The sequence below is a fragment of the Actinoplanes sp. CA-051413 genome (assembly GCF_050955795.1).
Lineage (GTDB): Bacteria > Actinomycetota > Actinomycetes > Mycobacteriales > Micromonosporaceae > Actinoplanes.
In genome coordinates this window covers 6,390,308-6,411,529 of sequence record NZ_CP192100.1, presented here as the reverse complement: position 1 = coordinate 6,411,529, position 21,222 = coordinate 6,390,308, and the positions used below count along the sequence as shown (strand labels likewise).

At 72.7% G+C, this 21,222-nt stretch carries 20 protein-coding genes; 8 read left to right on the top strand and 12 right to left on the bottom strand.

What is annotated here, in order from left to right:
* Window positions 1-5 precede the first annotated feature (5 nt).
* From tatC to ACQP2Y_RS30165, 3 genes are all read left to right on the top strand, one after another.
* A complete protein-coding gene (gene tatC, locus ACQP2Y_RS30175; protein WP_433718532.1) occupies window positions 6-968 on the top strand; it encodes a twin-arginine translocase subunit TatC in 963 nt (320 codons plus the stop codon).
* Window positions 969-992: 24 nt separating this feature from the next.
* The gene (locus ACQP2Y_RS30170) at window positions 993-1,892 is read left to right on the top strand and encodes a diacylglycerol kinase family protein (protein ID WP_433718530.1); all 900 of its coding nucleotides are present in this window, start codon (window positions 993-995) and stop codon (window positions 1,890-1,892) included.
* Between the two features lie 68 nt (window positions 1,893-1,960).
* Complete coding sequence (locus ACQP2Y_RS30165; RefSeq protein ID WP_433718528.1) at window positions 1,961-2,155, top strand: hypothetical protein; 195 nt, start codon at window positions 1,961-1,963, stop codon at window positions 2,153-2,155.
* Window positions 2,156-2,249: 94 nt separating this feature from the next.
* Here the strand turns inward: ACQP2Y_RS30165 and ACQP2Y_RS30160 are convergent, their stop codons facing one another.
* The gene (locus tag ACQP2Y_RS30160) at window positions 2,250-2,996 is read right to left on the bottom strand and encodes an HAD family hydrolase (protein ID WP_433718525.1); all 747 of its coding nucleotides are present in this window, start codon (window positions 2,994-2,996) and stop codon (window positions 2,250-2,252) included.
* An 86-nt stretch (window positions 2,997-3,082) separates the two neighbouring features.
* On the opposite strand from ACQP2Y_RS30160, the gene ACQP2Y_RS30155 reads away from it, so the two are divergent.
* The gene (locus tag ACQP2Y_RS30155; RefSeq protein WP_433718523.1) at window positions 3,083-5,881 is read left to right on the top strand and encodes a DEAD/DEAH box helicase; all 2,799 of its coding nucleotides are present in this window, start codon (window positions 3,083-3,085) and stop codon (window positions 5,879-5,881) included.
* Window positions 5,882-5,910: 29 nt separating this feature from the next.
* On the top strand, window positions 5,911-6,375 hold the full coding sequence (locus ACQP2Y_RS30150; RefSeq protein ID WP_433732120.1) for a YfbM family protein: 465 nt from the start codon (window positions 5,911-5,913) through the stop codon (window positions 6,373-6,375).
* On the opposite strand, the gene ACQP2Y_RS30145 is transcribed toward ACQP2Y_RS30150, so the two are convergent.
* A complete protein-coding gene (locus ACQP2Y_RS30145; protein WP_433718522.1) occupies window positions 6,358-7,380 on the bottom strand; it encodes a LacI family DNA-binding transcriptional regulator in 1,023 nt (340 codons plus the stop codon). The two genes, ACQP2Y_RS30150 and ACQP2Y_RS30145, sit on opposite strands and share 18 nt — an antisense overlap.
* A gap of 74 nt (window positions 7,381-7,454) precedes the next feature.
* Here ACQP2Y_RS30145 and ACQP2Y_RS30140 point away from each other — a divergent pair, with 74 nt between their 5' ends.
* Window positions 7,455-8,273 (top strand): phytanoyl-CoA dioxygenase family protein, encoded by an 819-nt coding sequence (locus ACQP2Y_RS30140; protein WP_433718521.1) that lies wholly within the window; start codon window positions 7,455-7,457, stop codon window positions 8,271-8,273.
* Window positions 8,274-8,320: 47 nt separating this feature from the next.
* On the opposite strand, the gene ACQP2Y_RS30135 is transcribed toward ACQP2Y_RS30140, so the two are convergent.
* Together ACQP2Y_RS30135 and ACQP2Y_RS30130 are read right to left on the bottom strand one after the other, a co-directional pair.
* Window positions 8,321-9,649: a pectate lyase family protein gene (locus ACQP2Y_RS30135; RefSeq protein WP_433718519.1), complete on the bottom strand. Its 1,329-nt coding sequence runs from the start codon at window positions 9,647-9,649 to the stop codon at window positions 8,321-8,323.
* A 188-nt stretch (window positions 9,650-9,837) separates the two neighbouring features.
* A complete protein-coding gene (locus ACQP2Y_RS30130) occupies window positions 9,838-10,218 on the bottom strand; it encodes a VOC family protein (protein ID WP_433718518.1) in 381 nt (126 codons plus the stop codon).
* A 35-nt stretch (window positions 10,219-10,253) separates the two neighbouring features.
* On the opposite strand from ACQP2Y_RS30130, the gene ACQP2Y_RS30125 reads away from it, so the two are divergent.
* Both ACQP2Y_RS30125 and ACQP2Y_RS30120 read left to right on the top strand, forming a co-directional pair.
* Complete coding sequence (locus tag ACQP2Y_RS30125; RefSeq protein WP_433718517.1) at window positions 10,254-11,171, top strand: RNA polymerase subunit sigma-70; 918 nt, start codon at window positions 10,254-10,256, stop codon at window positions 11,169-11,171.
* Window positions 11,152-11,943, top strand: a complete 792-nt coding sequence (locus tag ACQP2Y_RS30120) for an inositol monophosphatase family protein (protein ID WP_433718515.1) — start codon at window positions 11,152-11,154, stop codon at window positions 11,941-11,943. The genes ACQP2Y_RS30125 and ACQP2Y_RS30120 overlap by 20 nt, the downstream gene beginning before the upstream one ends.
* A gap of 6 nt (window positions 11,944-11,949) precedes the next feature.
* Here the strand turns inward: ACQP2Y_RS30120 and ACQP2Y_RS30115 are convergent, their stop codons facing one another.
* The 8 genes from ACQP2Y_RS30115 to ACQP2Y_RS30080 all read right to left on the bottom strand — a co-directional run bounded on the left by ACQP2Y_RS30115 (window position 11,950) and on the right by ACQP2Y_RS30080 (window position 21,121).
* Complete coding sequence (locus ACQP2Y_RS30115; RefSeq protein ID WP_433718512.1) at window positions 11,950-12,402, bottom strand: DUF1707 domain-containing protein; 453 nt, start codon at window positions 12,400-12,402, stop codon at window positions 11,950-11,952.
* Window positions 12,403-12,473: 71 nt separating this feature from the next.
* Window positions 12,474-13,121, bottom strand: coding sequence for an FHA domain-containing protein (locus tag ACQP2Y_RS30110; protein ID WP_433718510.1), 648 nt, complete (start codon window positions 13,119-13,121; stop codon window positions 12,474-12,476).
* Entirely contained in the window at window positions 13,118-14,383 is a 1,266-nt protein-coding gene (locus ACQP2Y_RS30105) for a VWA domain-containing protein (RefSeq protein WP_433718508.1), read from the bottom strand. The genes ACQP2Y_RS30110 and ACQP2Y_RS30105 overlap by 4 nt, the downstream gene beginning before the upstream one ends.
* Before the next feature lie 10 nt (window positions 14,384-14,393).
* A complete protein-coding gene (locus ACQP2Y_RS30100; protein ID WP_433718506.1) occupies window positions 14,394-15,368 on the bottom strand; it encodes a PP2C family serine/threonine-protein phosphatase in 975 nt (324 codons plus the stop codon).
* A gap of 52 nt (window positions 15,369-15,420) precedes the next feature.
* A complete protein-coding gene (locus tag ACQP2Y_RS30095) occupies window positions 15,421-17,640 on the bottom strand; it encodes a tetratricopeptide repeat protein (protein ID WP_433718504.1) in 2,220 nt (739 codons plus the stop codon).
* Window positions 17,637-18,836 (bottom strand): hypothetical protein, encoded by a 1,200-nt coding sequence (locus ACQP2Y_RS30090; protein WP_433718503.1) that lies wholly within the window; start codon window positions 18,834-18,836, stop codon window positions 17,637-17,639. Before ACQP2Y_RS30090 ends, ACQP2Y_RS30095 begins: the two co-directional genes overlap by 4 nt.
* A gap of 6 nt (window positions 18,837-18,842) precedes the next feature.
* Entirely contained in the window at window positions 18,843-19,799 is a 957-nt protein-coding gene (locus tag ACQP2Y_RS30085; protein WP_433718501.1) for a glutamate ABC transporter substrate-binding protein, read from the bottom strand.
* A complete protein-coding gene (locus ACQP2Y_RS30080; RefSeq protein WP_433718500.1) occupies window positions 19,799-21,121 on the bottom strand; it encodes a hypothetical protein in 1,323 nt (440 codons plus the stop codon). The genes ACQP2Y_RS30085 and ACQP2Y_RS30080 overlap by 1 nt, the downstream gene beginning before the upstream one ends.
* Between the last annotated feature and the right edge of the window lie 101 nt (window positions 21,122-21,222).

Genomic DNA, 21,222 nt, shown 5'->3' with positions numbered 1-21,222 from the left:
CTGCCGTGGCCCTCTCCCTACGCCGTCGGGGACCGAGCAAGTTCGAGCAGGCCTCCGACGGTTCCATGACGCTCATCGAGCACGTCCGGGAGCTGCGTAACCGGCTCTTCTGGGCCTCACTCGGCATCATCGCGGGCCTGATCGTCGGCTTCATCATCTCGGGATGGGTCTTCGACATCCTGAAGCAGCCGTACTGCTCGCTCGACAGCTCCTGGATCGTCAACGGCGAGGGTGAACGGGTCTGCAACTTCGTCGTGCTCGGCGTCGTCGACCCCCTGATCCTCAAGCTCAAGATCGCGCTGTGGGTCGGCCTGATCCTCGGTGCCCCGGTCTGGATGTTCCAGCTGTGGGCGTTCATCGCCCCGGGTCTGCACCGGCACGAGCGCAAGTGGGCCTACGTCTTCGTGGGTATCGCCACGCCGCTGTTCGTCGGCGGTGCGGTGCTCGCCTTCTTCGTCATCAAGCACAGCCTGGCCTTCATCCAGGAAGCCGGCATCCTGGGCGTGACGACCCAGCTCGAAGTGACGGCCTACGTCGGGTTCGTGACGAACATGATCCTGATCTTCGGGGTGGCGTTCGAGTTCCCGCTGGTCCTGCTGATGCTCAACTTCACCGGCGTGGTGAGCGCCAAGAAGCTGATGGGCTGGTGGCGGATCGTGGTGTTCCTGTCCTTCGGGTTCGCCGCCATCGCCACCCCGGATCCGGGCCCGTTCGGCATGACCCTGCTCGCGGCGTGCATGGTCGTGCTGTACCTGATCGCGACCGGCGTCGCCTTCATCAACGACAAGCGCAAGGGTCGCGGCAAGGAGATCTACGCGGGCCTGGACGACGACGAGATCTCGCCGATCGAGGACGACCGCGAGTCGGTCACCGCGGGCAGCCGGGCCGAGTCGGTCGCACCGGTCGAGGCCCCGGAGCCCGTGTCGAAACCGTTGCCGCTGGAGAGCCGCTTCGACGACATGACCTGACGGAGCAGCCGGTAGCCTCCGGCTGTGACGAGCGACGACATCGCGGTGCTGGCCAACCCCCGGGCGGGGCGCGGCCGGCACCGCGGTCTGCTTCCCGGGGTCCTGGAGCGGCTGGGCGCCTCCGGCCGCAGCGTGCGGCTGCTCAGCGCGGACACCGCCGAGGACGCCGAGAAGGCGTGCCACCGCGCTGTCGCCGAGGGCATCGGCGCGCTGGTCGCCGTCGGCGGGGACGGCACCGTGCACCGGGCCGTGCAGGCGGTGGCCGGCACCCAGGTCGGCTTCGGCGTGGTGCCCGCGGGCACCGGCAACGACTTCGCGGCCGGCACCGGCGTGCCCACCGATCCGATGGCCGCCGCGAGCGCCGTCGCCGAGGCGGTCCGCGACGGGCGCGGCACCCCGGTCGATCTCGCCCGTGTCATCACCGGGCAGGGTGACGTGCGCTGGTACGGGGCGGTGCTGGCCGCCGGCTTCGACGCGATCGTCAACGAACGGGCCAACCGGATGCGCTGGCCCCGCGGCCCGCGCCGCTACGACCTGGCCATCGTGCTGGAGATGGCCCGGCTGCGTCCGCGCCGCTACAGCCTCGAACTCGACGGCGTCGATCGCAGCTTCACCGGCGTCCTGGTGGCGGTCGGCAACTGCCGCAGCTACGGCGGCGGCATGCTGATCTGCCCCGACGCCGACCCCACCGACGGCCTGCTCGACGTGGTCGTCGCGGCGCCGCTGGGCCGCGGCGCCATGGCCCGGCTCAAGCCGCGCCTGCGCCGCGGCACGCACGTCACCGACCCGCGGGTGGGCAGCTACCGGGCCCGGGAGGTCCGGATCGGGGCGCCGGACATCATCGGGTACGCGGACGGGGAACGCGTCGCCGCCCTGCCGCTGGTGATCAGCTGCGAGCCGGGTGCGATCCGGTTGTTGCGGTGATCCTGGTATCAGCGGCCGCCGACCCGGGCCGAACGGAGAGGTGAAGCCACAGATCATCGGGAGGCAGCATGTCGATCGGTTCGCTCGGCTCGAGCACCGTGTCCACCGCCACGCTGGCGTCCGCCGACACGGCCGGACAGGCCGCGAAGGCCCGGGACGCCGAGAACCCGTCGATCGCGGACCACGTGGCCGCGGCGGACGCGCAGGAGCCGATCCGCAGCGTCTCGACGACCCTCGGCACGCTGGTCGACACCTACCTCTGACCGACTCCACCGCGTGGCCGTTCGATCCGGCTGCGCGCCGGCGCTCGCCGGACGCGGCGCCGAGCCGGATACCGGTGCCGGCGGTCGGCCGGGGCTAGACGGGGCAGCCGGCCAGGGCGAGGGTCGCTCCCAGGCCGTTGGCGCGGCCCGGCTCGGCCGCCGGCAGGACCAGGGCCGCGCAACCAGCCTGGACCGCTCCCGCGTCGGCCGGGCTGTCGCCCACCATCAGCGTGCGTTCCGGGTCGGCCCCGAGCATCCCGCAGGCGCGCAGGAAGATCGCCGGGTCCGGCTTCGTGCGGCCCACCTCGTACGACAGGGCGAACGCGTCGACCAGGTCCGCCAGCCCCCACGCGGCGAAGTGCGGCCGGATGTCGAAGCCGATGTTGCTGACCACCGCCACCTTGATGCCCGCGTCGTGCAGGATGCGCAGGGTCGGCTCGGTGTCCGCGTACGGCAGCCAGCCCTCCGGGCCCAGCAACCGCTCGTAGAGGGCGTCGGCGAGGCCCTCCACGTCCGTGCTGACGGTGGCGGCCAGGCCCGTGTAGGCGGCACGGTGGCTGTGTTCGTACAGGTCACGGTCGGCCCAGTGCTCCGCCAGGTGCAGCGGCACCCGGTAGGGCAGCGGCCCGCCGGCGCGCCCGGCCGTGACCAGGCGGTCGGCCAGGATCGTGGCCTTGCCGCGGTCCAGCTCCCGCCCGCAGGCCGCGGCCGCGGCGAGCACCCAGGCCACCGGCTCCTCGACCTGCGCGAGGGTGCCGTGGAAGTCGAAGAGCACCGCGTCGACCTGGCGGCGCGACGGGAAGGCAGTCGAATCGGCGGCATCCGGCACGCCGTGCACCATACCCAGCGGCTGCGACGCAACTGTCGGCAACCGCCCGGCGGGGCATGACCTTCGTTGTGTCACACGCAAGCATTAGCCTTGTGTTCATGACAAGCCCCGCCGGTGATGTGAGCCCCGCCGAACGGTATGCGGCTTCGAAGCGCCGGGCGGCCCGGGCCGCCGAGTTTCCGGCCCTCGACGATTTCATGCTCGACGTCGGCTTCGACCTCGACGACTTCCAGCGCCAGGCCTGCGAGGCGCTGGAGCGCGGCAGCGGCGTGCTGGTCTGCGCCCCGACCGGCGCGGGCAAGACGGTGGTCGGTGAGTTCGCCGTGCACCTGGCGCTGCGCTCGGACGGCTCCGGCCTGCGCCGCAAGTGCTTCTACACGACCCCGATCAAGGCCCTGTCCAACCAGAAGTACCACGACCTGGTGGAACGCTACGGCGCCGACCAGGTCGGCCTGCTCACCGGCGACAACGTGGTCAACGGTGACGCCCCGGTCATCGTCATGACCACCGAGGTGCTGCGCAACATGCTCTACTCGGGCTCGGCGAGCCTGCAGGGCCTGGCGTACGTCGTGATGGACGAGGTGCACTACCTCGCCGACCGGTTCCGCGGCGCGGTCTGGGAGGAGGTCATCATCCACCTCCCGTCCTCTGTGACGCTGGTCTCCCTGTCCGCCACGGTCAGTAACTACGAGGAGTTCGCCGACTGGCTGGTGACCGTGCGCGGGCAGACCGAGGTCGTGGTCAGCGAGCACCGGCCCGTCCCGCTCTGGCAGCACATGCTGGTCGGCAAGCGGATGTTCGACCTGTTCCACGACGCCGACGCGGCCCGCAAGCACGACGTGCACCCCGAGCTGCTGCGCTACACCCGCGAGATGCTGCGCCGGCTCGAGCTCACCGACCGTACGGCCGGGCCGGGCTGGCAGGGCCGCGGCGGACGTCCCCGGCGCTGGCAGCCACCACCGCGCGCCGAGGTCGTCGACCGGCTCGACCGGGCCGACCTGCTGCCGGCCATCCTGTTCATCTTCAGCCGGGCCGGCTGCGACGCGGCCGTGCAGCAGTGCCTGTCCAGCGGCCTGCGGCTCACCGGCGCCGACGAGCGCGCCGAGATCCGCCGCATCGCCCAGGCCAAGGTGGCCAACATCCCCAGCGAGGACCTGTCCGTCCTCGGCTACTGGGAGTGGCTCGACGGCCTCGAGCGCGGGGTCGCCGCCCACCACGCCGGTATGCTGCCCGCCTTCAAGGAGGCGGTCGAGGAGTGCTTCGTGCGCGGCCTGGTCAAGGCGGTCTTCGCCACCGAGACGCTGGCGCTGGGCATCAACATGCCGGCCCGCTGCGTGGTGCTGGAACGACTCGTCAAGTTCAACGGCGAGGCCCACGTCGACCTGACCCCGGGGGAGTACACCCAGCTCACCGGGCGCGCCGGGCGCCGCGGCATCGACGTCGAGGGTCACGCCGTGGTGCTGTGGAGCCCCGAGGTCGACCCCCGGCACGTCGCCGGCCTCGCCTCGACCCGCACCTACCCGCTGCGCTCGAGCTTCCGCCCGTCGTACAACATGGCCGTCAACCTGGTCGGCTCGGTCGGCGCGGACAAGGCCCACGACCTGCTCGAGTCGTCGTTCGCGCAGTTCCAGGCGGACCGGTCGGTGGTCGGGCTGGCCCGGCAGGTGCAGCGCAACATCGAGACCATGCAGACGTACGACAACGACGGCGCCTGCCACCACGGTGACTTCGACGAATACTTCGCCCTCCGCGTCGCCATCGCGGACCGCGAACGCTCCCTCGCCCGCCAGGGCACCGCCCAGCGCCGTGCCGCCGCGGTGTCCTCCCTGGAGAAGTTGCGGGTCGGTGACGTCATCCGGGTGCCGCAGGGTCGCCGCGCCGGCCTCGCGGTGGTCCTGGAGCCGCCCACCGGCGGCTTCGGCGAGCCCCGCCCGCTGGTGCTCACCCAGGACCGCTGGGCCGGCCGGGTCAGCCCGGCCGACTTCCCCGGCGCGGTCGACGTGCTCGAACGCATCCGGGTGCCCAAGCACTTCAACCCCCGTTCGCCGGGCGCCCGCCGCGACCTGGCCGCCACGGTCAGCGCGACCGGCCTCGACCGGCACGGCTCGGGCAACGGCCGGCGCGGCCGGGGCAAGGCAGCACCCGGCGAGGACGCCGAGATCGCCCTGCTCAAGGTGCAGATGCGCCAGCACCCGTGCCACGCCTGCCCGGACCGCGAGGAGCACGCCCGCTTCGCCGAGCGCCGCCACCGCCTGTCCCGCGACACCGACGCGCTGCGCGACAAGGTGGCCGGGCGCACCGGCTCCCTGGCCCGCACGTTCGACCAGGTCTGCGCGGTGCTCGCCGGCCGCGGCTACCTGACGAGCGACGGTGAGGTGACCGAGGCCGGCCGGATGCTGGGCCGGATCTGGACCGAGGCCGACCTGCTCGTCGCGGAGTGCCTGCGGCGGGGAGTCTGGGAGGGGCTGGCCCCGGAGGAGCTGGCGGCAGCGGTGTCCATGGTGCTGTTCGAGTCCCGCCGCGAGGGCGACGAACGCGCGTCGGTGCCCAAGGGCGCCACGACGGCGGCGGTGGACGCGTGTCACAAGCTGTGGGCCGAGATCGAGTCCGACGAGGCTGCGCACGGGCTGTCGCTGACCCGGGAGCCGGATCCGGGCTTCGTCTGGCCGATGTACCGGTGGGCGCGCGGGGAGCCGCTGGCCCGGGTGCTGTCCAGCGGCAACAACTACGAGACGGACATGCCGGCGGGCGACTTCGTGCGCTGGGCGCGGCAGGTGCTGGATCTGCTGGCGCAGCTCAAGGACGCCTCGGCGGCGACGCCGGGGGTGCGGGAGACGGCGCGGAAGGCGATGACCGCGGTGAACAGGGGGGTGCTGGCGTACCAGACGGCGCTCTGAGCGGGGTCTGGCAGACTCCCGGCGTGGGCATGATTTTTGCAGGACGACACCTGACGGCCGAGCAGGTGGCGGACCTGACCGCCGATCCCTCGCTGACCGCCGGCCTCCTCGACCGCGAGGATGACGTCTTCGATCTCGACAAGGCCTGGCACGGCATCCACTTCCTGCTGACCGGCAGCTCCTGGGAGACCTCCCCGGGCGCCGGGGAAGCGGTGCTCGGCGGCGATCCGGTCGGTGACGACCTGGGTTACGGCCCGGCCCGCCTCCTACCGGCGGAACGGGTCCAGCTGGTCGCCGCCACCCTGCGCGAGGTGACCGCTGACTCGCTGCGGGCCCGCTTCGATCCGGCCGCCCTGCTCGCGGAGGGGATCTACCCGCAGGTCTGGGATGACGAGGACTTCGCGAACTACCTGCTGCCGAACTTCCTGAGCTTGCAAGCGTTCTATCTTGCCGCCGCGGAGGAGAAGCAGGCGGTCCTACTGGCCATCACCTGACCCGGTGCTGTCGCGGATCACCAGGTGGTGTGCGGCCACGATGCGGCGGGCCGGGCGGTCCGGGGGACGGGTGCCGAGGCGGTCGGCGAGACAGTTCAGCGCCTCCCGGGCGATCGCTTCCTTGTCCGGGGAGATCGTGGTCAGGGACGGGGTCGCGTACCGGCCGTCCTCGACGTCGTCGAAGCCCGCCACCGCCAGATCCCGCGGGATCCGCAGGCCGCGCGCCAGCGCGACCTGCATCGCGCCGAGCGCCAGCTGGTCGCTGAAGCAGAACACCGCATCCGCCCGCGGCCCGGCGTCGAGCAGCCGGCTCATCGCCGCCGCACCGTCGGCCCGGTGCAGCCGGTCCACCGGGATCTCCAGCGCCGGATCGGCCGCCAGGCCCGCCTCGGCCAGCGCCTGCCGGTAGCCCTCCAGACGGCGGGCCGCCGTGCCGTTCTCCAGATGCGGCTGCAGACCGACGGCGGCGATACGGGTGCGACCGATAGTGATCAGGTGCTGGGTGATCTCGCGGGCCGCGGCCACGCTGTCGACCGCGACGTGGTCCAGCAGGCCGTCCGCGTCCTGCTCACCGAGCAGCACCACCGGTACGCCACCAGGGCCGCGGCGCAGCTCCTGGGGGGACAGGGCCCACGGGCTCAGCACGAGACCGTCGATGACCTGGCCGCGTACGCCGTCGAGCAGCCGGCGCTCGTGATCGGCGTCGCCGTCGGTCTGCTGGACCAGCAGCATCCACGAACGTTGCTCGGCCTCGCGGACGAGCAGACCGGCCAGTTCACCGAAGTACGGTGAGGCGATCTCCGGGATGGCCAGCGCCACCAGTCCGGACCGGCCGCCGCGCAGGTGCCGGGCGGCCGCGTTGGGACGGTACTGGAGCTCGTCGATGGCCTGCTGCACCCGGGCCCGGGTCTCCGGGGCCACCTGGGCGAAGCCGCTGACCACATTCGACACCGTACGGATCGACACCCCGGCGCGTTCCGCCACTTGCCGCAGGCTCGCCGTCATGATCGACCTCCCATGGTGCAAACCCTACCGGCTACCACTTGCCACGTTGCATGCAACGTTGCAAAGTGAGGGGCATGACTGACACCGACGCCGGCGTGCGGGCTCGCGACGCCATCTACGACCAGGGGATCACCGCTTGTCCGGGCGCCTTCAGCGTCGCCTGGGCCGACACCATGCGGGAGGACATCGAGAAGGCCTTCGCCGAGGCCCGGTCCCGGCCCGACGGTGCGGTCGGCCGCGGCCCGCACCGCTACTACGTCGAGATCCACCCCGAGCAGCTGCGCGGCTTCGTCGACCTGGTCACCCACCCGTGGGTCACCGCGGTGTGCGAGGCGGTGCTGGGCCCGGAGTACGAGATCGTCGAGCTCGGCTTCGACGTCCCGCTGGCCGGCGCGGTCAACCAGCCGTGGCACCGTGACTTCCCGATGCCCGAGGTCACCCGCAAGGAACGGCGGCTCAACTCGCTGGCGTTCAACCTCACCGGCGTCGACACCACCGAGGAGATGGGGCCGTTCGAGATCGCCCCGGGCACCCAGTTCGACGACGAGCCGGAGTTCGGCCACGGCATGTTCCCGCCGAAGTCCTTCTACCCCCGGTACGAGGAGCGGGCTGTCCGCAAGTACCCGAAGCGCGGCGACATCTCGGCCCGCTCGGCGCTGACCATCCACCGGGGCACCCGCAACTACTCCGACCTGGCACGGCCGGTGCTGGTGCTGGGCGTGGACGCGCCGGACGCCGGCAACGGTGAACGGCACGACACCGCCGTCACCCGCGCGTACTGGGAGGCTCTGCCGGAGCAGGTCAAGGCTCACCTGCACTGCCCGGTCGTGGAGACGCTCACCCCGATCACGCAGAAGCACACCATCGAAGGGCTCGTCATGGGCGAGGCCTGAGAAACGACTCGGCCGGGCACAGCGGCCCGGCCGAGCTCATCGGTTTCTCAGATGCCGAGGCGGCGCGAGCCCGCGGCGGCCTTCACGATCACCGGTACGAGGACAGTCGGGTCGAGGCGGGTGCGCAGGGTCGGCACCCAGCCCGCGTCCGCGGCGAAGTCCGGGTCGTAGGCCGCGTTGTACGCCGCCACCAGGTCCACCGCTCGCGGCGCCTGGCTGCCCACCTGGACGAGCGTGCCCTTCGCGGTGATCTTGGTGCCCTTCCAGTACTTGAGCAGGTCGCCGTCACCGACATCGGCACTGCGCAGGAAGTAGTTGTTCTCCGCGTAGATGCTCGACTCGAAGCCCACGCCCAGCGAGTAGCCGTAGTCCTCGGCCGTGGCCACGTACAGGTTGTTGTAGATGTCCACCTGGCCGAAGCGGACCCGCGGGGCGCGCTGGACCACGTTGCCGAAGCGGTTGTGGTGCACCGTGACGCGCAGCTTGCCCACGTCCACGCCGGGGGTGTCCGTCGAGCCGATCAGCATCGTCTTGTCGTGGTCGTAGTAGTTGTTGTACGAGACGGTGACCAGGTCGGAGCCGCGGATGATGTCGCTGGCCCCGTCGTGCACCTGGTACGGCCGGTCGAAGTACAGCGGCTGGGCGGCGTCGTGGTTGTTGCCGTCGCTGAAGGTGTTGTGGTCCAGCCACACGTTGGTCGCGCCGGTCAGCGACACCAGGTCGTAGAGCGAGTTCCAGTTGCCCGTCGAGCCGTCGGTGGGGTCCCAGGCCGGGAAGCAGTCCGCGGCGTCGGTGAACTCGATGTTGCGCACGATCACGTTGTGCACGTTCTGCAGCACCATGCTGCCGTGCTCGATGCGGGCGCCGTTGATGCCGATGACGGTCGTGTCGGACGGCACGATGATCTTGATCTGGTCGCCCTGCCGTTTGGCCGAGCGGACCCGGGCCTCCTCCAGCGGACCGGTGGGCTTGGTCGCCCGGCCCCAGACCGCCGGGTCGTACGCCTGCAGGAAAGCCTCCAGGCTGTACGCCGGGTCGGCATAGTCCGTGCAGGTCAGCGGCTTGTTGTCGGCGTCGACGCTCATGCTGAACCGGCCGTCGACCAGGACCAGCCGCGGGGTGGCCTCGCCGCTCAGGGCCGCGATGAGTTCGGCGCGGTTGTGCACGACGAAGGTGTGGGCGGCGTCGGCGGCCGAACCACCGGTGGTGCCGTTGCCGGCGGCGGCCCAGCCGTCGTCGGCGGCAAGGGGTTGCCGGGCGAGCCGCAGCGCCGCGGCCGACGCGCCGGACGGGGTGTCGGCGGCTTCGGCGGGCAGGATCGGGCTGAAACCGATGGCCGTGACCAGGGCGGCCGCGGCAAGGGATCTTCCGCGCATGGTGCGCTCCAGGTAATCGATGCTCGAGGTGGGGGGAGGAAAGCGCAGGTGAGGGTGGGAAAGCGCTTACCCCGAGCAACGGTTACACGCGTGTTTCGACGAGTCAATGCCCGCGAACGTGCAGGAAGTTTGCAGTGATCGATCTCCGCCGAGTGGCGGGGCCCGGCAGGCGGAAGGGCCGGCAGGCGTCAGGGCCAGACGGTGGCGTGTGCGGCGAAGAGCTCCGGGTCGCTGTGCACCGGCACGACGCAGAGCAGATGCCCGCCGGGCGCCCGCATGATGTGACAGTCCAGCCAGCGGTTGATCTCCACCGCCCCCAGCGCCGTCAGCCGGGCCGTCTCCGCCTCGTGGTCGTCGGTCTCGATGTCCACGTGGTAGCGCGGCGCATCGTCGACCGCCTGCACGCCCATCGTCAGCGCCGGCAACGCCCGACGCAGCATGATGAACTGCTCCTCGTGCGGCTCGGGCACCGCCGGGACGCCCAGGGCGGCCGACCAGAAAGCCGCGGCTGCGGGCGCCTCCGGCGTCGGGGTGTCGACGAACAGACCGTAGAGGCGGCTGCGATGCATGGGGCCCAGGCTAACAACGCGGTACCGTGCCAGGCGTGCAGCTCGAGGCGGAGCAGTTCCGGGTGGAGCTGACCGGGTACGCGTACCGGATGCTCGGCGCGGCCGCGGAGGCCGAGGACGCCGTGCAGGAGACGCTGCTGCGGGCCTGGCAGCATGCCGGCCGTTTCGACCCCGGCCGCGGCACACTGCGCACCTGGCTGTACGGCATCGCCACCAACGTCTGCCTCGACATGCTGCGCAGCGCCCAGCGGCGAGCCCACGCCGTCGACCTGGGCCCGGCCGCGGAGCCGGGCGCCTCGTTGCCGCGGGAGGCGTGGGTGCGGCCGATCGCCGACGAGCGGGTGCTACCCGACGATCCGGCCGAGCATGCGGTGCGTCGGGAGTCCGTACGCCTGGCTTTCATCGCCGCCCTGCAACGGCTCTCGCCGCGGCAGCGTGCCGTGCTGATCCTGCGTGACGTGCTGAGCTGGCCGGCCCGGGAGGTGGCCGATCTGCTCGACACGTCGGTGCCGTCGGTGACCAGCTCGCTGCAGCGGGCCCGGGCCACCGTGCGCCGCGCCGGGACGGTGCAGCCATTGGAGCCGGATGCCGCGGCGCTGCTGGAACGGTACTGCCGGGCGTTCGAGCGCTACGACGTGGCGGCGATGGTGGCGTTGCTGCACGAGGACGCGACGATGACCATGCCGCCGTTGCTGTGGTGGCTGCGCGGGCGCGAGCAGATCCGGCAGGTGCTGCTGGGCGGCGACGGATCGTGCCGGGACGCGCGGATGGTGCCGGTCGCGGCCAACGGCACGATCGCGTACTGGCAGCAGCGGCCGACCGGGCCGGGTGGGGCGTACGAGCCGTTCGCCCTGATGTTCTTCGAGACCCGGGACGGCCTGATAACGGAGATCACCACGTTCCTCGACGAGCCGCCCGCGCGATGGGGGCAGGATGGGACGCGTGCAGAGTGATTGTGAATTGGCCCGGACAGCCGCCCTCGCCGGCGCGACAGTCGCCCTGAAGTACTTCGCGGAGCTCGCCGGCCTGCCGCGCGAGCTCAAGGCCGACGGCAGCGTCGTCACCGAGGCGGACCGGGCCACCGAGGCCGCGATCCGCGCCGTGCTGGCCGAGGCCCGGCCGCACGACGCCATCCTGGGGGAGGAGGGCGGCGAGACCGGCGCGGGCGCCCGGCGCTGGATCATCGACCCGATCGACGGGACGGCCCAGTTCGTCGCGGGCGACGACCGGTGGCTGGTGCTGGTCGCCCTGGAGGAGGCCGGCGAGATCGTCGCCGCGGTGGCCGCGGTCCCCGCGCAGGACCGGGTCTGGTGGGCGCGTCGTGGCGGCGGCGCCTATGAGACAAACCTCGACGGTACGGCGGACAAGCGCATCCACGTCTCCGACCGCCGCACCACGCTGAGCGCCGCCCGGCTCGGTGTCATCCCGGTCGCGCCGAACCTCTACCCCTCCGACCTGGCCATCTCGGCGCCGCTGACCGCCGTGACGCCGGCCGTGGAGTGGGCTGTGCACGCCGCCCTGCTCGTCGCCGGCGGCACCCTCGACCTGGCCCTGCAGACCCGCGGCGAGGTGTGGGACTTCGCCGCCACCTCGTTGATCGTCACCGAGGCGGGCGGCTGCTACGGCGGGGTGGACGGCATCCGCGGCCCGCGTGCCGGTGTGTCCCTCTTCGCCGCGAACCGTTCCCTGTGGCAGGCCGCGGCCGAGGTGCTCTGGCCGGCCTGACCGGCGCTACGGGGAGGTGCTGGAGTTCAAGGCGAAGACCAGCGCGGCGACCGCACCGATGGACAGCACCACGCTGATGATGCCCAGGACGCGGCCGATCAGCGCCGGCCCGACGCCGTGCGCGCCGCGCCCGCGGGTGCTCATGACGATGGCGGCGATGCCGAAGATCCAGCCCAGCAGGCAGAACGACAGCGGTACGCCGATGACGCCCAGGATCAGGGCGGTCCGCCCGGCGTTGCGGTTCGGCGGGGTCGGCGGCGCGGCGTTGCGCGGGTCCCACTGCAACCGGGGCGGCAGATCCTGCACCTGGGCCATGAGATCCGAGGCGTACGTGGCCGTGCTGACCGCGACCACCCGGCCGTCGTACTGCTCGGTGGTCAGCAGGCCCTCACTGAGGGCCTGACTCAGCTGGTCGATCACCTGGGTGCGGTGCACGGTGCCGATGCGCTCGTCCTTCATCGGTGGCGAACGTATCGCGCGCCGGGCGCCCCGCGCGGCGAAACCCGCACAGTCACCCCGCTACGAGTCGGCTAGGCCGGGGCGTGCAGCAGGATGGTCGTCCAGGCGCCGACGTGGACCCGGTCGCCGTCGCCGACGCTGCGGGTCTGGCCGGCCGTCAGGGGCTTCGGCTCGTCGTTGAGGTAGGTGCCGTTGGTCGAGCCCAGGTCGGAGACCAGCCAGACACCGTCCACGCTGAGGGTCAGCAGGGCATGGCTGTGCGAGACGCCCGGGTCCGCGTCGGCCAGGTCGATCTCCGGGTCGGTGCCCTTCGACGTGCTCTTGCGGCCGATCCGCACCTGCGGGGCGGGCAGCGTCACCGTGCGCTCGGTGGGCTGCTCCGGGAAGTCGACACCCTCGATGGCGTTGGCCGCGAAGTACTCCCGGTCGGCGAACACGGTCGCCGTCCACTGTGCCGCCGGCTGCCCGGTCACCGGGGGCTGGACCAGCGCGGGCACCTTGCCGGTGCTGTGGTCGAAGCCGCAGTCCTCGCAGAAGCGGCCCGCCCCGGCCCGGGGCGTGCCGCAGTTCGGGCAGGGCTCCCCGCTCGGGAAGGCCGGCGGGGCGGCCGGGGCGACGCCCGGCGTGAACGCCGCCGTGCCACCGATCTTCGCGCCGCAGGTGTCGCAGAAGTCGTCCGTCGTGGACGCGTGGCCTTTGGGACAGGCGTACGTCGTCATGACGACCGTCCCACCCGCACGGTCTTGGTCGAGCGGGTGTCCAGGGCCATCTCGTCGGCCGCCTCGACCTTGCGGCGCAGCCGGACCGTGCCGGTCGCCGCGTCCTCGATGTCGACGACCGTGGCCAGCAGCTCCTCGGTCGCCTTGTTGCCGCTCTCGTGGGCGAGCTGCGCGGCCCGGCCGAACTTCAGCGTCGCCGTCCGGTCGTCACCGGCCTTGCGGGCCTCGATGCCGGCCTGGATCGCGTCGGCCAGCTCGGCCTGCCCGGTGTAGTGCGCCACCTGACGGTTGATCCGGGTGGACAGCGCCGAGTCCTCGGTCCAGACCGCCCGCACCAGGGTCTGCGCCAGCACGGTCTCGCCCTCCACCACGGACACCCGGGCCGCGAGCATCTCGTCACCGGCCGCGCCCGCGGTCACGTCGACGCAGACGTGGTAGTCGCGGCTCTCCGAGCCCCACGCGCCCAGCGGATAGCGCCCGGCCCGGGGACCGTCCTCGACCCGCTTGCCGGTCAGGTCGGCCACCTGCGGCTCGACCTGCTTGACGAAACGCACCGTCGCGTTCACCGGGGTCCAGACCTTGAGCTGCACGTCGGCGCTGGTCTTGCCCATCGCCGCGGTCATCATCTGCTCGAATGCGGCAGCCAGGTCCTGCGGGCGGGCGACGATGTCGACCGTGCCGAGCATCGCGGTGGCGATCTTGCGCAGCTCGGAGACGGTCCAGTTGGTGCCGACGCCGCGGCAGTCGCAGGTGAAGGTGCCGCCGAGCTCCTGCAGCACACCCTCGAGGTAGCCCTTGTACTCGCCGTTCTCGCCGTCGGTCAGCAGGATGGCGTGGGTGATGTCGCCCGGGCGCTGGGCGAACAGCTGGCCGGCCAGCTTGAGCCAGGCGCCCATGGCCGTACCGCCGTTGGCCTGGAGCCGGTCGATCGCGCCGACCGCCTGGGCCCGGGTCTCGGGGGTGGACACCGCAAGCTGGCCCGGCGCCGGGAAGAGCTGCTGGGCGGTGCTCACGCCGGCGATGATGGCGAAGCGCACGCCGTCGTCGATGCAGTTGACCGCGGCCTTGGCGGCCTGACGGGCGGCGACCATCCGGCCCTCGGCCTGCATCGAGCCGGAACAGTCGACGATGATGATCTCGGTGGCGCCGGCCGTGCGCCGTCCGCCCTCCGCGCCGGACGAGGCGACGGTGACGATCGCGTTGACTTCGGTCGCGCCCAGGGCGAGGAACTCGTTCTGGAACGCCTCGGCGGTGTACGGCACGGGCTCTCCCTTAGCTGTCGAGGGTGTTGAGGGGGACGAGGGCGACGGTGATGTTGTCTGAGCCGCCCGCCGCGTTGGCGAAGTCGACGAGGGCGCGACCGGCCTCCAGCAGACCCGCCGAGTCGCGCAGCGCGGCCCGGACGGTGTCGGCGAAGGCGGCCGGCTCGGTCAGGTAGTTCCACAGGCCGTCGCTGCAGAGCACCAGGTGGCCCGGGGTCTCGGCGAAGAAGGCGCCGGTGCGCGGGCGGATCGTGCCCGCGTCCGCGCCCAGCCAGGCGGTGATGGCGTGCGCCTTGGGATCGTTCCAGGCGGACTGCGGGTCGACGCCCAGCGAGATGGCGTGGGTGGCCCACGAGTCGTCCTCGGTGAGCTGCACGGCTTCGCCCTCGACGGGCACCCAGTAGCCGCGGCTGTCGCCGACCCAGCCGTACCCGATCTCGGTGCCGCGCACGCAGGCCGCGACGATCGTGCAGGCCGGGTTGGACGTGGTCCGGCGCGGGTCGCCGGTCGCCGCCAGCGCGGCGACCGCGGTCCCGGCGGCGAGGATCGCCTCGGCGATGCTCTCCGGCAGCTCGGCTCCGGCGGTGAGCAGGGCCTTGCCGGTCACCTCGGCGGCGGTCCCGGAGGCGACGTCCGGGTCGAACGACGCGGACACCCCGTCGCAGACCACCACGTCGACCTCGGCGCCGCGGGTGGCCAGCCACATCGCGTCCTCGTTGCGGTGGTGCCGCAGACCCCGGTCGGTGACCGCGGCGGCGACCGGGCCGGCGTCGGCCTCGACGTGGTCGCGGGGCCGGGCCGCGAGCAGCCCGCAGTTGCCGCAGTAGCCGTCGTCGCCGACCGCGCCCGCCGCGCCGCAGGACGGGCAGTCCTTGCCGATCGCCTTGCCGGCGCCGGTGGCCAGCGGCTTGCCGCAGCTCTCGCAGAAGGCGGCCCCGGCGGCCCGCTCGTCGGCGCAGGACGCGCAGTCGGGTGCGGAGCTCATGCGGTGCCCTGCCGCGGCCGGGGGAGTTCGGTGCAGTCGGTCATGCCCCACCTCACGTGCGGGTCCTCGGCCGGGCCGCGTTGGCCAGGTCCACCAGCCGGATCTTCTCCGGCCCGTGGGCGGCCCGGGCCATCTCCCGGTACGCGCCCTCCAGCGCGAAGCGTACGTCCCGCTCCCCGGCGTGCGTGGCGCCGGGCGTGCCCAGCACCGCGCCCGGCACGGGGGTGCCACCGGTCAGCGTGCTCAGCGCCCGTTCCAGCAGCTCGGCGCGGAGCGCGGCCAGCTGCGCGGCCTCCATCTCCAGCCGGTCGATCAGGGCGGCCGCGGCCGCGAGGGCGGCCACGTCGGCCGCTGCCGCCGGGTGCGAGCGGACCAGGGCCCGTACGGCGCCGACCTGGGAGCTGCGGTACGCCGCCGAGGTCCCCGGCACCCGGTTGTACGCCTCCACGGCCCCGTCCCGGTCCCCGGTGGCGAGCCGGCACCGGGCCAGTCCCGCCGCCGCGGTCGTGTACGCCGGGTCGGTGCGGCTCACCACGTCGTAGTAGGCCGCCGCTTCGGCCGGACGCCCCGCCAGCTCCAGCGTCAGGCCCAGGGCCAGCTTGGGCGCGAGCTCGCCGGGCAGCGCCGAATAGACCGCGTCGAACTGCTCCTGGGCCCGGGGCAGGTCGCCGGAGGCCAGCGCCAGGACACCGTCGTACCAGGCGACCCGCCAGTCCCCGCCGGCGTTCGCCGCGATCGTGTCGCGCATCCGGGCCGCGTCGGCGAAGGCGTCCCGACCGTTGCCCGCGGCACCCAGGTCGATCAGCGCGCGCAGGGCCCGCAGCTGCACCTCGAGGGTGTTCTCCGGGGCCTTGCCGAGCAGCATGAGGACCTCCTGCGGCTCGGTGACGGTCACCGAGGCGAGGAAGGCGGCGGCCGGGTCGGTCAGGTCGATCATCGGTGCCGGCAGGAAGCGCCATTGCGGCTCGTCGCTGCGCGGGTCGGTGCGCAGCTCGCCGGTGAACAGCCGGGAGGTGGCCGGGCGGGGGTCGCCGTCGGCGGCGAGCACCTCGCGCAGCACGCCCAGCATCTGCTCGGTCATCTCGCCGGCGTCGACGAACCGCTCGGCCGGGTCGGTGCGGGTGGCCCGCTGCAGCAGCCGGTAGAAGGACTCGTGGCGCTGGTAGACCTCGAACTCGCCGCGGTCGGGCAGGCTGTCCTTGAAAGTGCTCTGGTAGCCGCGGAAGTCGGTGGTGAGCACGGCCAGGGTGCGCCCGATGGTGTAGAGGTCGGACTGGATCGACGGGCCGGCCGTGGCCATCTCCGGCGCCTGGTAGCCGAGCGTGCCGTACAGCGCGGCGTCCTGGTCGTCGATGTGCACGACGCCGCCGAGGTCGATGAGCTTGACCTGGTCGCCGGTCTGGATGACGTTGTCCGGCTTGAAATCGCAGAAGATCAGGCCGCGGTCGTGCAGGTAGCCGAACGCCGGCATGATCTCCAGGACGTAGGCCAGCGCCTGGTCCACCGGCAGCGGGTCCGGCTGGTTGTTGCTGGCCGTACGGCGGTCCTTGAGGATGCCCTTGAGCGACTCCCCGCCGACGTACTCCATGACTATGTAGCCGGCGCCCTCGTGCTCCACGAAGTTGTAGATCTTGACGATGTTCGGGTGCTCGACCTCGGCCAGGAAGCGCTGCTCGGCCACCGCCGCCGCGAGCGCGTCCTCGTCACCGGAGTTGAGCAGGCCCTTGAGCACCACCCAGCGGTTCGAGACGCGCTTGTCGTTGGCCAGGTAGATCCAGCCGAGCCCGCCGTGGGCCAGCGCGCCGATCACCTCGTACTGCCCGCCGACCAGGTCGCCCTTGCCGAGCTTGGGGGTGAAGTTGAACGCCTCGCCGCAGGAGGGGCAGAAACCGGCGGTGCGCCCGGGGCGGTCACCGCGGGCCCGGCCGACCGGACTGCCGCACTTGGCGCAGTACCGCTTGTCCTCGGGCACCTCGGCCACGGCCATGATCGCCGTGGCGGGATCACGCTCGGGCAGCGGCGCCACGTCGACCAGGCCGCCGCCGAAGCGCCGGCGCCGGGATCCGGTGCGGGCGCTGCCGGTGCGGGCCGAGCCACCGGTACGCGTGGAGAGCGCAGCCGTCCGCACCGAGGGCGCAGTGGCCGTGCGTGGCTTCGGTGGCGCGGCGGCGCTGCTTGGTGTCGGGGCGGCACCGCCCTTGAGCGGGGCCATGCCGCAGGTGTCGCAGTAGCCGTCCTGGATGGTGCCGGGACAGTCGCGCTGGCATTTCACAGAAGGCCGTCCCTCGCAGTCGTCGTGGCGGTGAGCCGGGCCACCGCGTCCTGGTACGCGTTCACCGCGGCCCGGGCGGCGTCGACATCGCAGGGCGCGGTGTAGAGCGCGTCGCGGGCCTGTTCGGCCAGTGGCGCGAGCGCCGGGTCCTCGGACAGCCCGCGCCGGCCGGCCTTCGCCTGGTACGCGTCCAGGCGCCCGCGCAACTCGTTGCGGGCCGCCAGCATCCCGGCGTTGCGGGCAGCGGCCTCACGCAGGGCGGCGGTCCGTTCCCGGGCCCGGCGGCTCCACTCGGCCAGCCGCGGACTGAGCAACGCCCAGTGCCCGGCGGCGGCAAGAGCGTCCAGCGCCGCCAGATCCGGCCGCAGGTCCGGCCCGGACACGACGGCGATGGCGCTGTCGGCGAAGCGGCCGGCGGCGTTCTGCTCGGCCACCGCCGCGGCCCGGGCCGCCTCGGCGAGCTGGTCGAGCAGGGCATGCGCGTCGGCCAGGCGCTGGGTGAGCGCCTCGCGCAGCTCACCGGCCGAGGTGCGTTCCGCGTCGGCCCGGTCCAGCAGCGAGCGGACGGTCGCGAGAGCCTGCTCGTCGCAGCCCAGCGGGTCCGAGGCGAGGGCGGAGGTGAAGTCGCCGAGCAGCCGGTCGGCCTCGTCCAGGGTCGCCGAGCGGGTCAGGCCGCGCAGGTGGGCCAGCGACGAGGCGACCGTGGCGGCCTCCGGCATCAGCCGGTGCCACACGTCGCCGGCGCGGACGGCCACGTCGACCGCGGTCTTGAAGGCGGCCTCCATCGCGGCCAGCAGCTCGGCCGGGGTGCACGTGGTGCTGACCTGGCCGGCCCCGAGCAGGCCGCGCTGGGCCAGCGGCACCGTCGTGGTGGAGAGGGTGATCGAGCGGCCGAGGACCTGGTGCACGTACGCGGTCTTCTCGGTGTCGGTGAACCGCCGCTGGTTGCGCGCCGACCGGGCCGAGGTGATGAACGCGGTCAGCATGCCGTAACCGTCCCACAGCTGGGTCAGCGCGGCGGTCGCGTCGGCCCAGGCGGCGGCCGTCCGGCCGGTCAGCGGTCCCTTGTCGAGATCCTTGCGGGCCGTGTTGTCGTCGAGGTCGACCAGGTTCGCCGCCACGGCTGCCGCGGCCGCCTCCAGGCGCAGCAGCTCGCTGTCGGCGCGGCCGAGCAGATCCTGGGTGGGTGCGGTCACGGCGGGTCAGTCCCGGTACTCGGCGACCGGTGGCTTCGGGGCGGCGCCGAAGTCACCGAGCCACCGCTCGTAGGTGGCCTTCCAGGTGCCGTCGGCCCGGTTCTTGGCCAGCACCGCGTTGACAAAGCGGGTGAACTCCGGGTGGTCGTTGCTCATCGCCATGCCGTACGGCTCCTCGGTGAACGCGGGGCCGACGACCTTGGCGTACGGGTCCTGCGCGGCCAGCCCGACCAGGATGGTGTCGTCCGTGGAGATCGCGTCGACCTCGTTCTGCTGAAAGGCGACCAGGCAGTCACCGAAGCCGGGGCGGTCCACCGCGATCGGCTTGGCGGGATCCTTGGCGATGTTGTCGTACGACGTGGAGCCCTTGGCCGCGCACACCTTCTGGCCGCGGAGATCCTTGATGCTCTTGGCCTTCGAGGCCGACGAGACCAGCACCTTCTGCCCGGCGTCGTAGTAGATGGTGGAGAAGTTGACGTCCTTCCAACGGGCGCAGTTGGCGGTCATGGTGTCGGCGACGATGTCGACCGAGCCGTCCACCGCGGAGCTGACCCGCTTGTCGTACGCGATGACCTTGATCTGGATCTTGTCCGGATCGCCGAAGATGGCCTGGGCGATCTGCCGGCCCATGTCCACGTCGAAGCCCTCGACCTTGCCGGTGAACGGGTTGCGCGAGCTGAACAGCAGGGTGTCCTGGCTGGTGCCGAGCACCAGCCGGCCGCGCTTGTAGATCTGGGCCATGTAGGTGCCGGCCGGCATCTGGCCCGGGGCGGGCAGCGCGCCGGCGGGCTTGAGGCTCGCGCGCGGCTTGCAGGACTTGTCGACGGCGGCGGCGGGGCCGGTCGGCGCGGGTGCGGCGGACGCGCTCGGGCGCCCGGGCAGCGGGGACGAGTCGCCGGCGCAGCCCGCGGCGGCGAGCACGGACAGCGCGGCGACGGCGACGAGGGTGACACGGACGCGCATCAGCGGTACTCCTCGAGTCGGGCGCGGATGCCGGCGACGGCGAGGCCGCAGATCAGCAGGGCGAGCAGCGGTCCGAGCACGGTGAGCAGGCCCAGCCCGCGGCCGGCCGCGCCGATCTCGTCGCGGAACACGTCCTTGCGGCTCTCCAGCGCCCGGTCGATGACGGCGGTGACGCCGGTGAAGGTCCGGCTGGTCTGCGGGCCGATGGCCAGCGCCACGGCGCCGTCGTAGTCGCCTGTGTTGTCGAGCTCGCGGACCTTGTCGTGGGCGCTGACGTAGGCGCGGTGGGCCTGGGCCGCGGACCGCACGTCCGCACCGGCGGAGCCGTCGGGCATGACCTCGGCGGCGTCGGTGAGCAGCTTGTTGAGCCGGCCGGTGGTCTGGTCGAAGTCGGTCTCGAGGGCGCCCTCGCCGGACCGGGCGGCCAGGGTCAGCGCCTCGTCGCCGCGCTCGCGCAGGGCCGCGATCCGCGTCTCGGCGAGCAGCGCGACCGGCCAGGAGCCCTCGGTGTCGGCCTCGGTCAGGTGCGCGCGTTGCGCGATGAGCACCCCGCCCACGCCGACCGCCAGCACGAGGGCGACCGCGGTGGCGACCAGCAGGGGCACGTTGAACGTGCGGTGGGTCAGGCGGCTGAGGTGGCGCTGGGCCAGCACCAGCGCGGTGAGCAGCGCCAGCAGCAGCAGGACCAGCAGGGCGGTCCACCAGGAGCTGCGGGCGTCGCCGTAGCCGTCGCCGACCTCGCTCTGCGCGGCCTGGAACAGCGCCTGCGCCTGCGGCTGCAGCGAATCGCGGCTCAGAGCGGACGCCGAGGACAGGTACGCCGCGCCGATCGGCAGGCCCTGGCGGTTGTTGGCCCGGGCGCTGGCCACGAGAGCCGCATAGCGGGAGACGTCCGTGGACAGCTGCCGGATGGCGTCGGCCGAGCGGCCGGTCTCCGGGGTACGGCGGGCCGCCGAGGTCAGCGCGGTGGTGGCCCGGTCCAGGTCTTTCTCGTAGCGAAGGGTGAGGTCGACCGGCTCCAGCCCGCCGGCCAGGAACGCCTGCGCGGCGGTGGTGTCGGCGTCGGCCAGCGCGGAGTAGATCGTCTCGGCCTCGACCAGCAGCGGCTGGGCCCGGTTGCCGAGATCGGCGGTGCCGGTCGCGGCGGCCGACGCGGTGAGGCCGGCGACGAGGCCGGTCAGCAGGCCCAGGGTCACGAGCCCGGCGAGGATGAGCTGCAGCCGGCCGGGGGAGGTCCGCCGGAGCCGGGCGACGCGGTGCAGGACGCCACCGGAGGGGTTCGCCACGACCGGCGCGGGCCGGTCGAGCTGTGCTGTGCTCAAGCTTCCTCCGTCGGTGCCGTGCGTGGTCGGGCGCTCACCCGCTCACTGTGCCGCACGCGCGCAAATGATCTTCGGAGCGTCCCGGCCGGCCGAGTCTACGC

What these genes read in the sequence shown, in the direction of transcription:
- ACQP2Y_RS30165 (WP_433718528.1), top strand. Translation starts at nt 1,961, where the DNA reads ATGTCGATCGGTTCGCTCGGCTCGAGCACCGTGTCCACCGCCACGCTG.
- ACQP2Y_RS30160 (WP_433718525.1), bottom strand. Translation starts at nt 2,996, where the DNA reads ATGGTGCACGGCGTGCCGGATGCCGCCGATTCGACTGCCTTCCCGTCG.
- ACQP2Y_RS30155 (WP_433718523.1), top strand. Translation starts at nt 3,083, where the DNA reads ATGACAAGCCCCGCCGGTGATGTGAGCCCCGCCGAACGGTATGCGGCT.
- ACQP2Y_RS30150 (WP_433732120.1), top strand. Translation starts at nt 5,911, where the DNA reads ATGATTTTTGCAGGACGACACCTGACGGCCGAGCAGGTGGCGGACCTG.
- ACQP2Y_RS30145 (WP_433718522.1), bottom strand. Translation starts at nt 7,380, where the DNA reads ATGACGGCGAGCCTGCGGCAAGTGGCGGAACGCGCCGGGGTGTCGATC.
- ACQP2Y_RS30140 (WP_433718521.1), top strand. Translation starts at nt 7,455, where the DNA reads ATGACTGACACCGACGCCGGCGTGCGGGCTCGCGACGCCATCTACGAC.
- ACQP2Y_RS30135 (WP_433718519.1), bottom strand. Translation starts at nt 9,649, where the DNA reads ATGCGCGGAAGATCCCTTGCCGCGGCCGCCCTGGTCACGGCCATCGGT.
- ACQP2Y_RS30130 (WP_433718518.1), bottom strand. Translation starts at nt 10,218, where the DNA reads ATGCATCGCAGCCGCCTCTACGGTCTGTTCGTCGACACCCCGACGCCG.
- ACQP2Y_RS30120 (WP_433718515.1), top strand. Translation starts at nt 11,152, where the DNA reads ATGGGACGCGTGCAGAGTGATTGTGAATTGGCCCGGACAGCCGCCCTC.
- ACQP2Y_RS30115 (WP_433718512.1), bottom strand. Translation starts at nt 12,402, where the DNA reads ATGAAGGACGAGCGCATCGGCACCGTGCACCGCACCCAGGTGATCGAC.
- ACQP2Y_RS30110 (WP_433718510.1), bottom strand. Translation starts at nt 13,121, where the DNA reads ATGACGACGTACGCCTGTCCCAAAGGCCACGCGTCCACGACGGACGAC.
- ACQP2Y_RS30100 (WP_433718506.1), bottom strand. Translation starts at nt 15,368, where the DNA reads ATGAGCTCCGCACCCGACTGCGCGTCCTGCGCCGACGAGCGGGCCGCC.
- ACQP2Y_RS30085 (WP_433718501.1), bottom strand. Translation starts at nt 19,799, where the DNA reads ATGCGCGTCCGTGTCACCCTCGTCGCCGTCGCCGCGCTGTCCGTGCTC.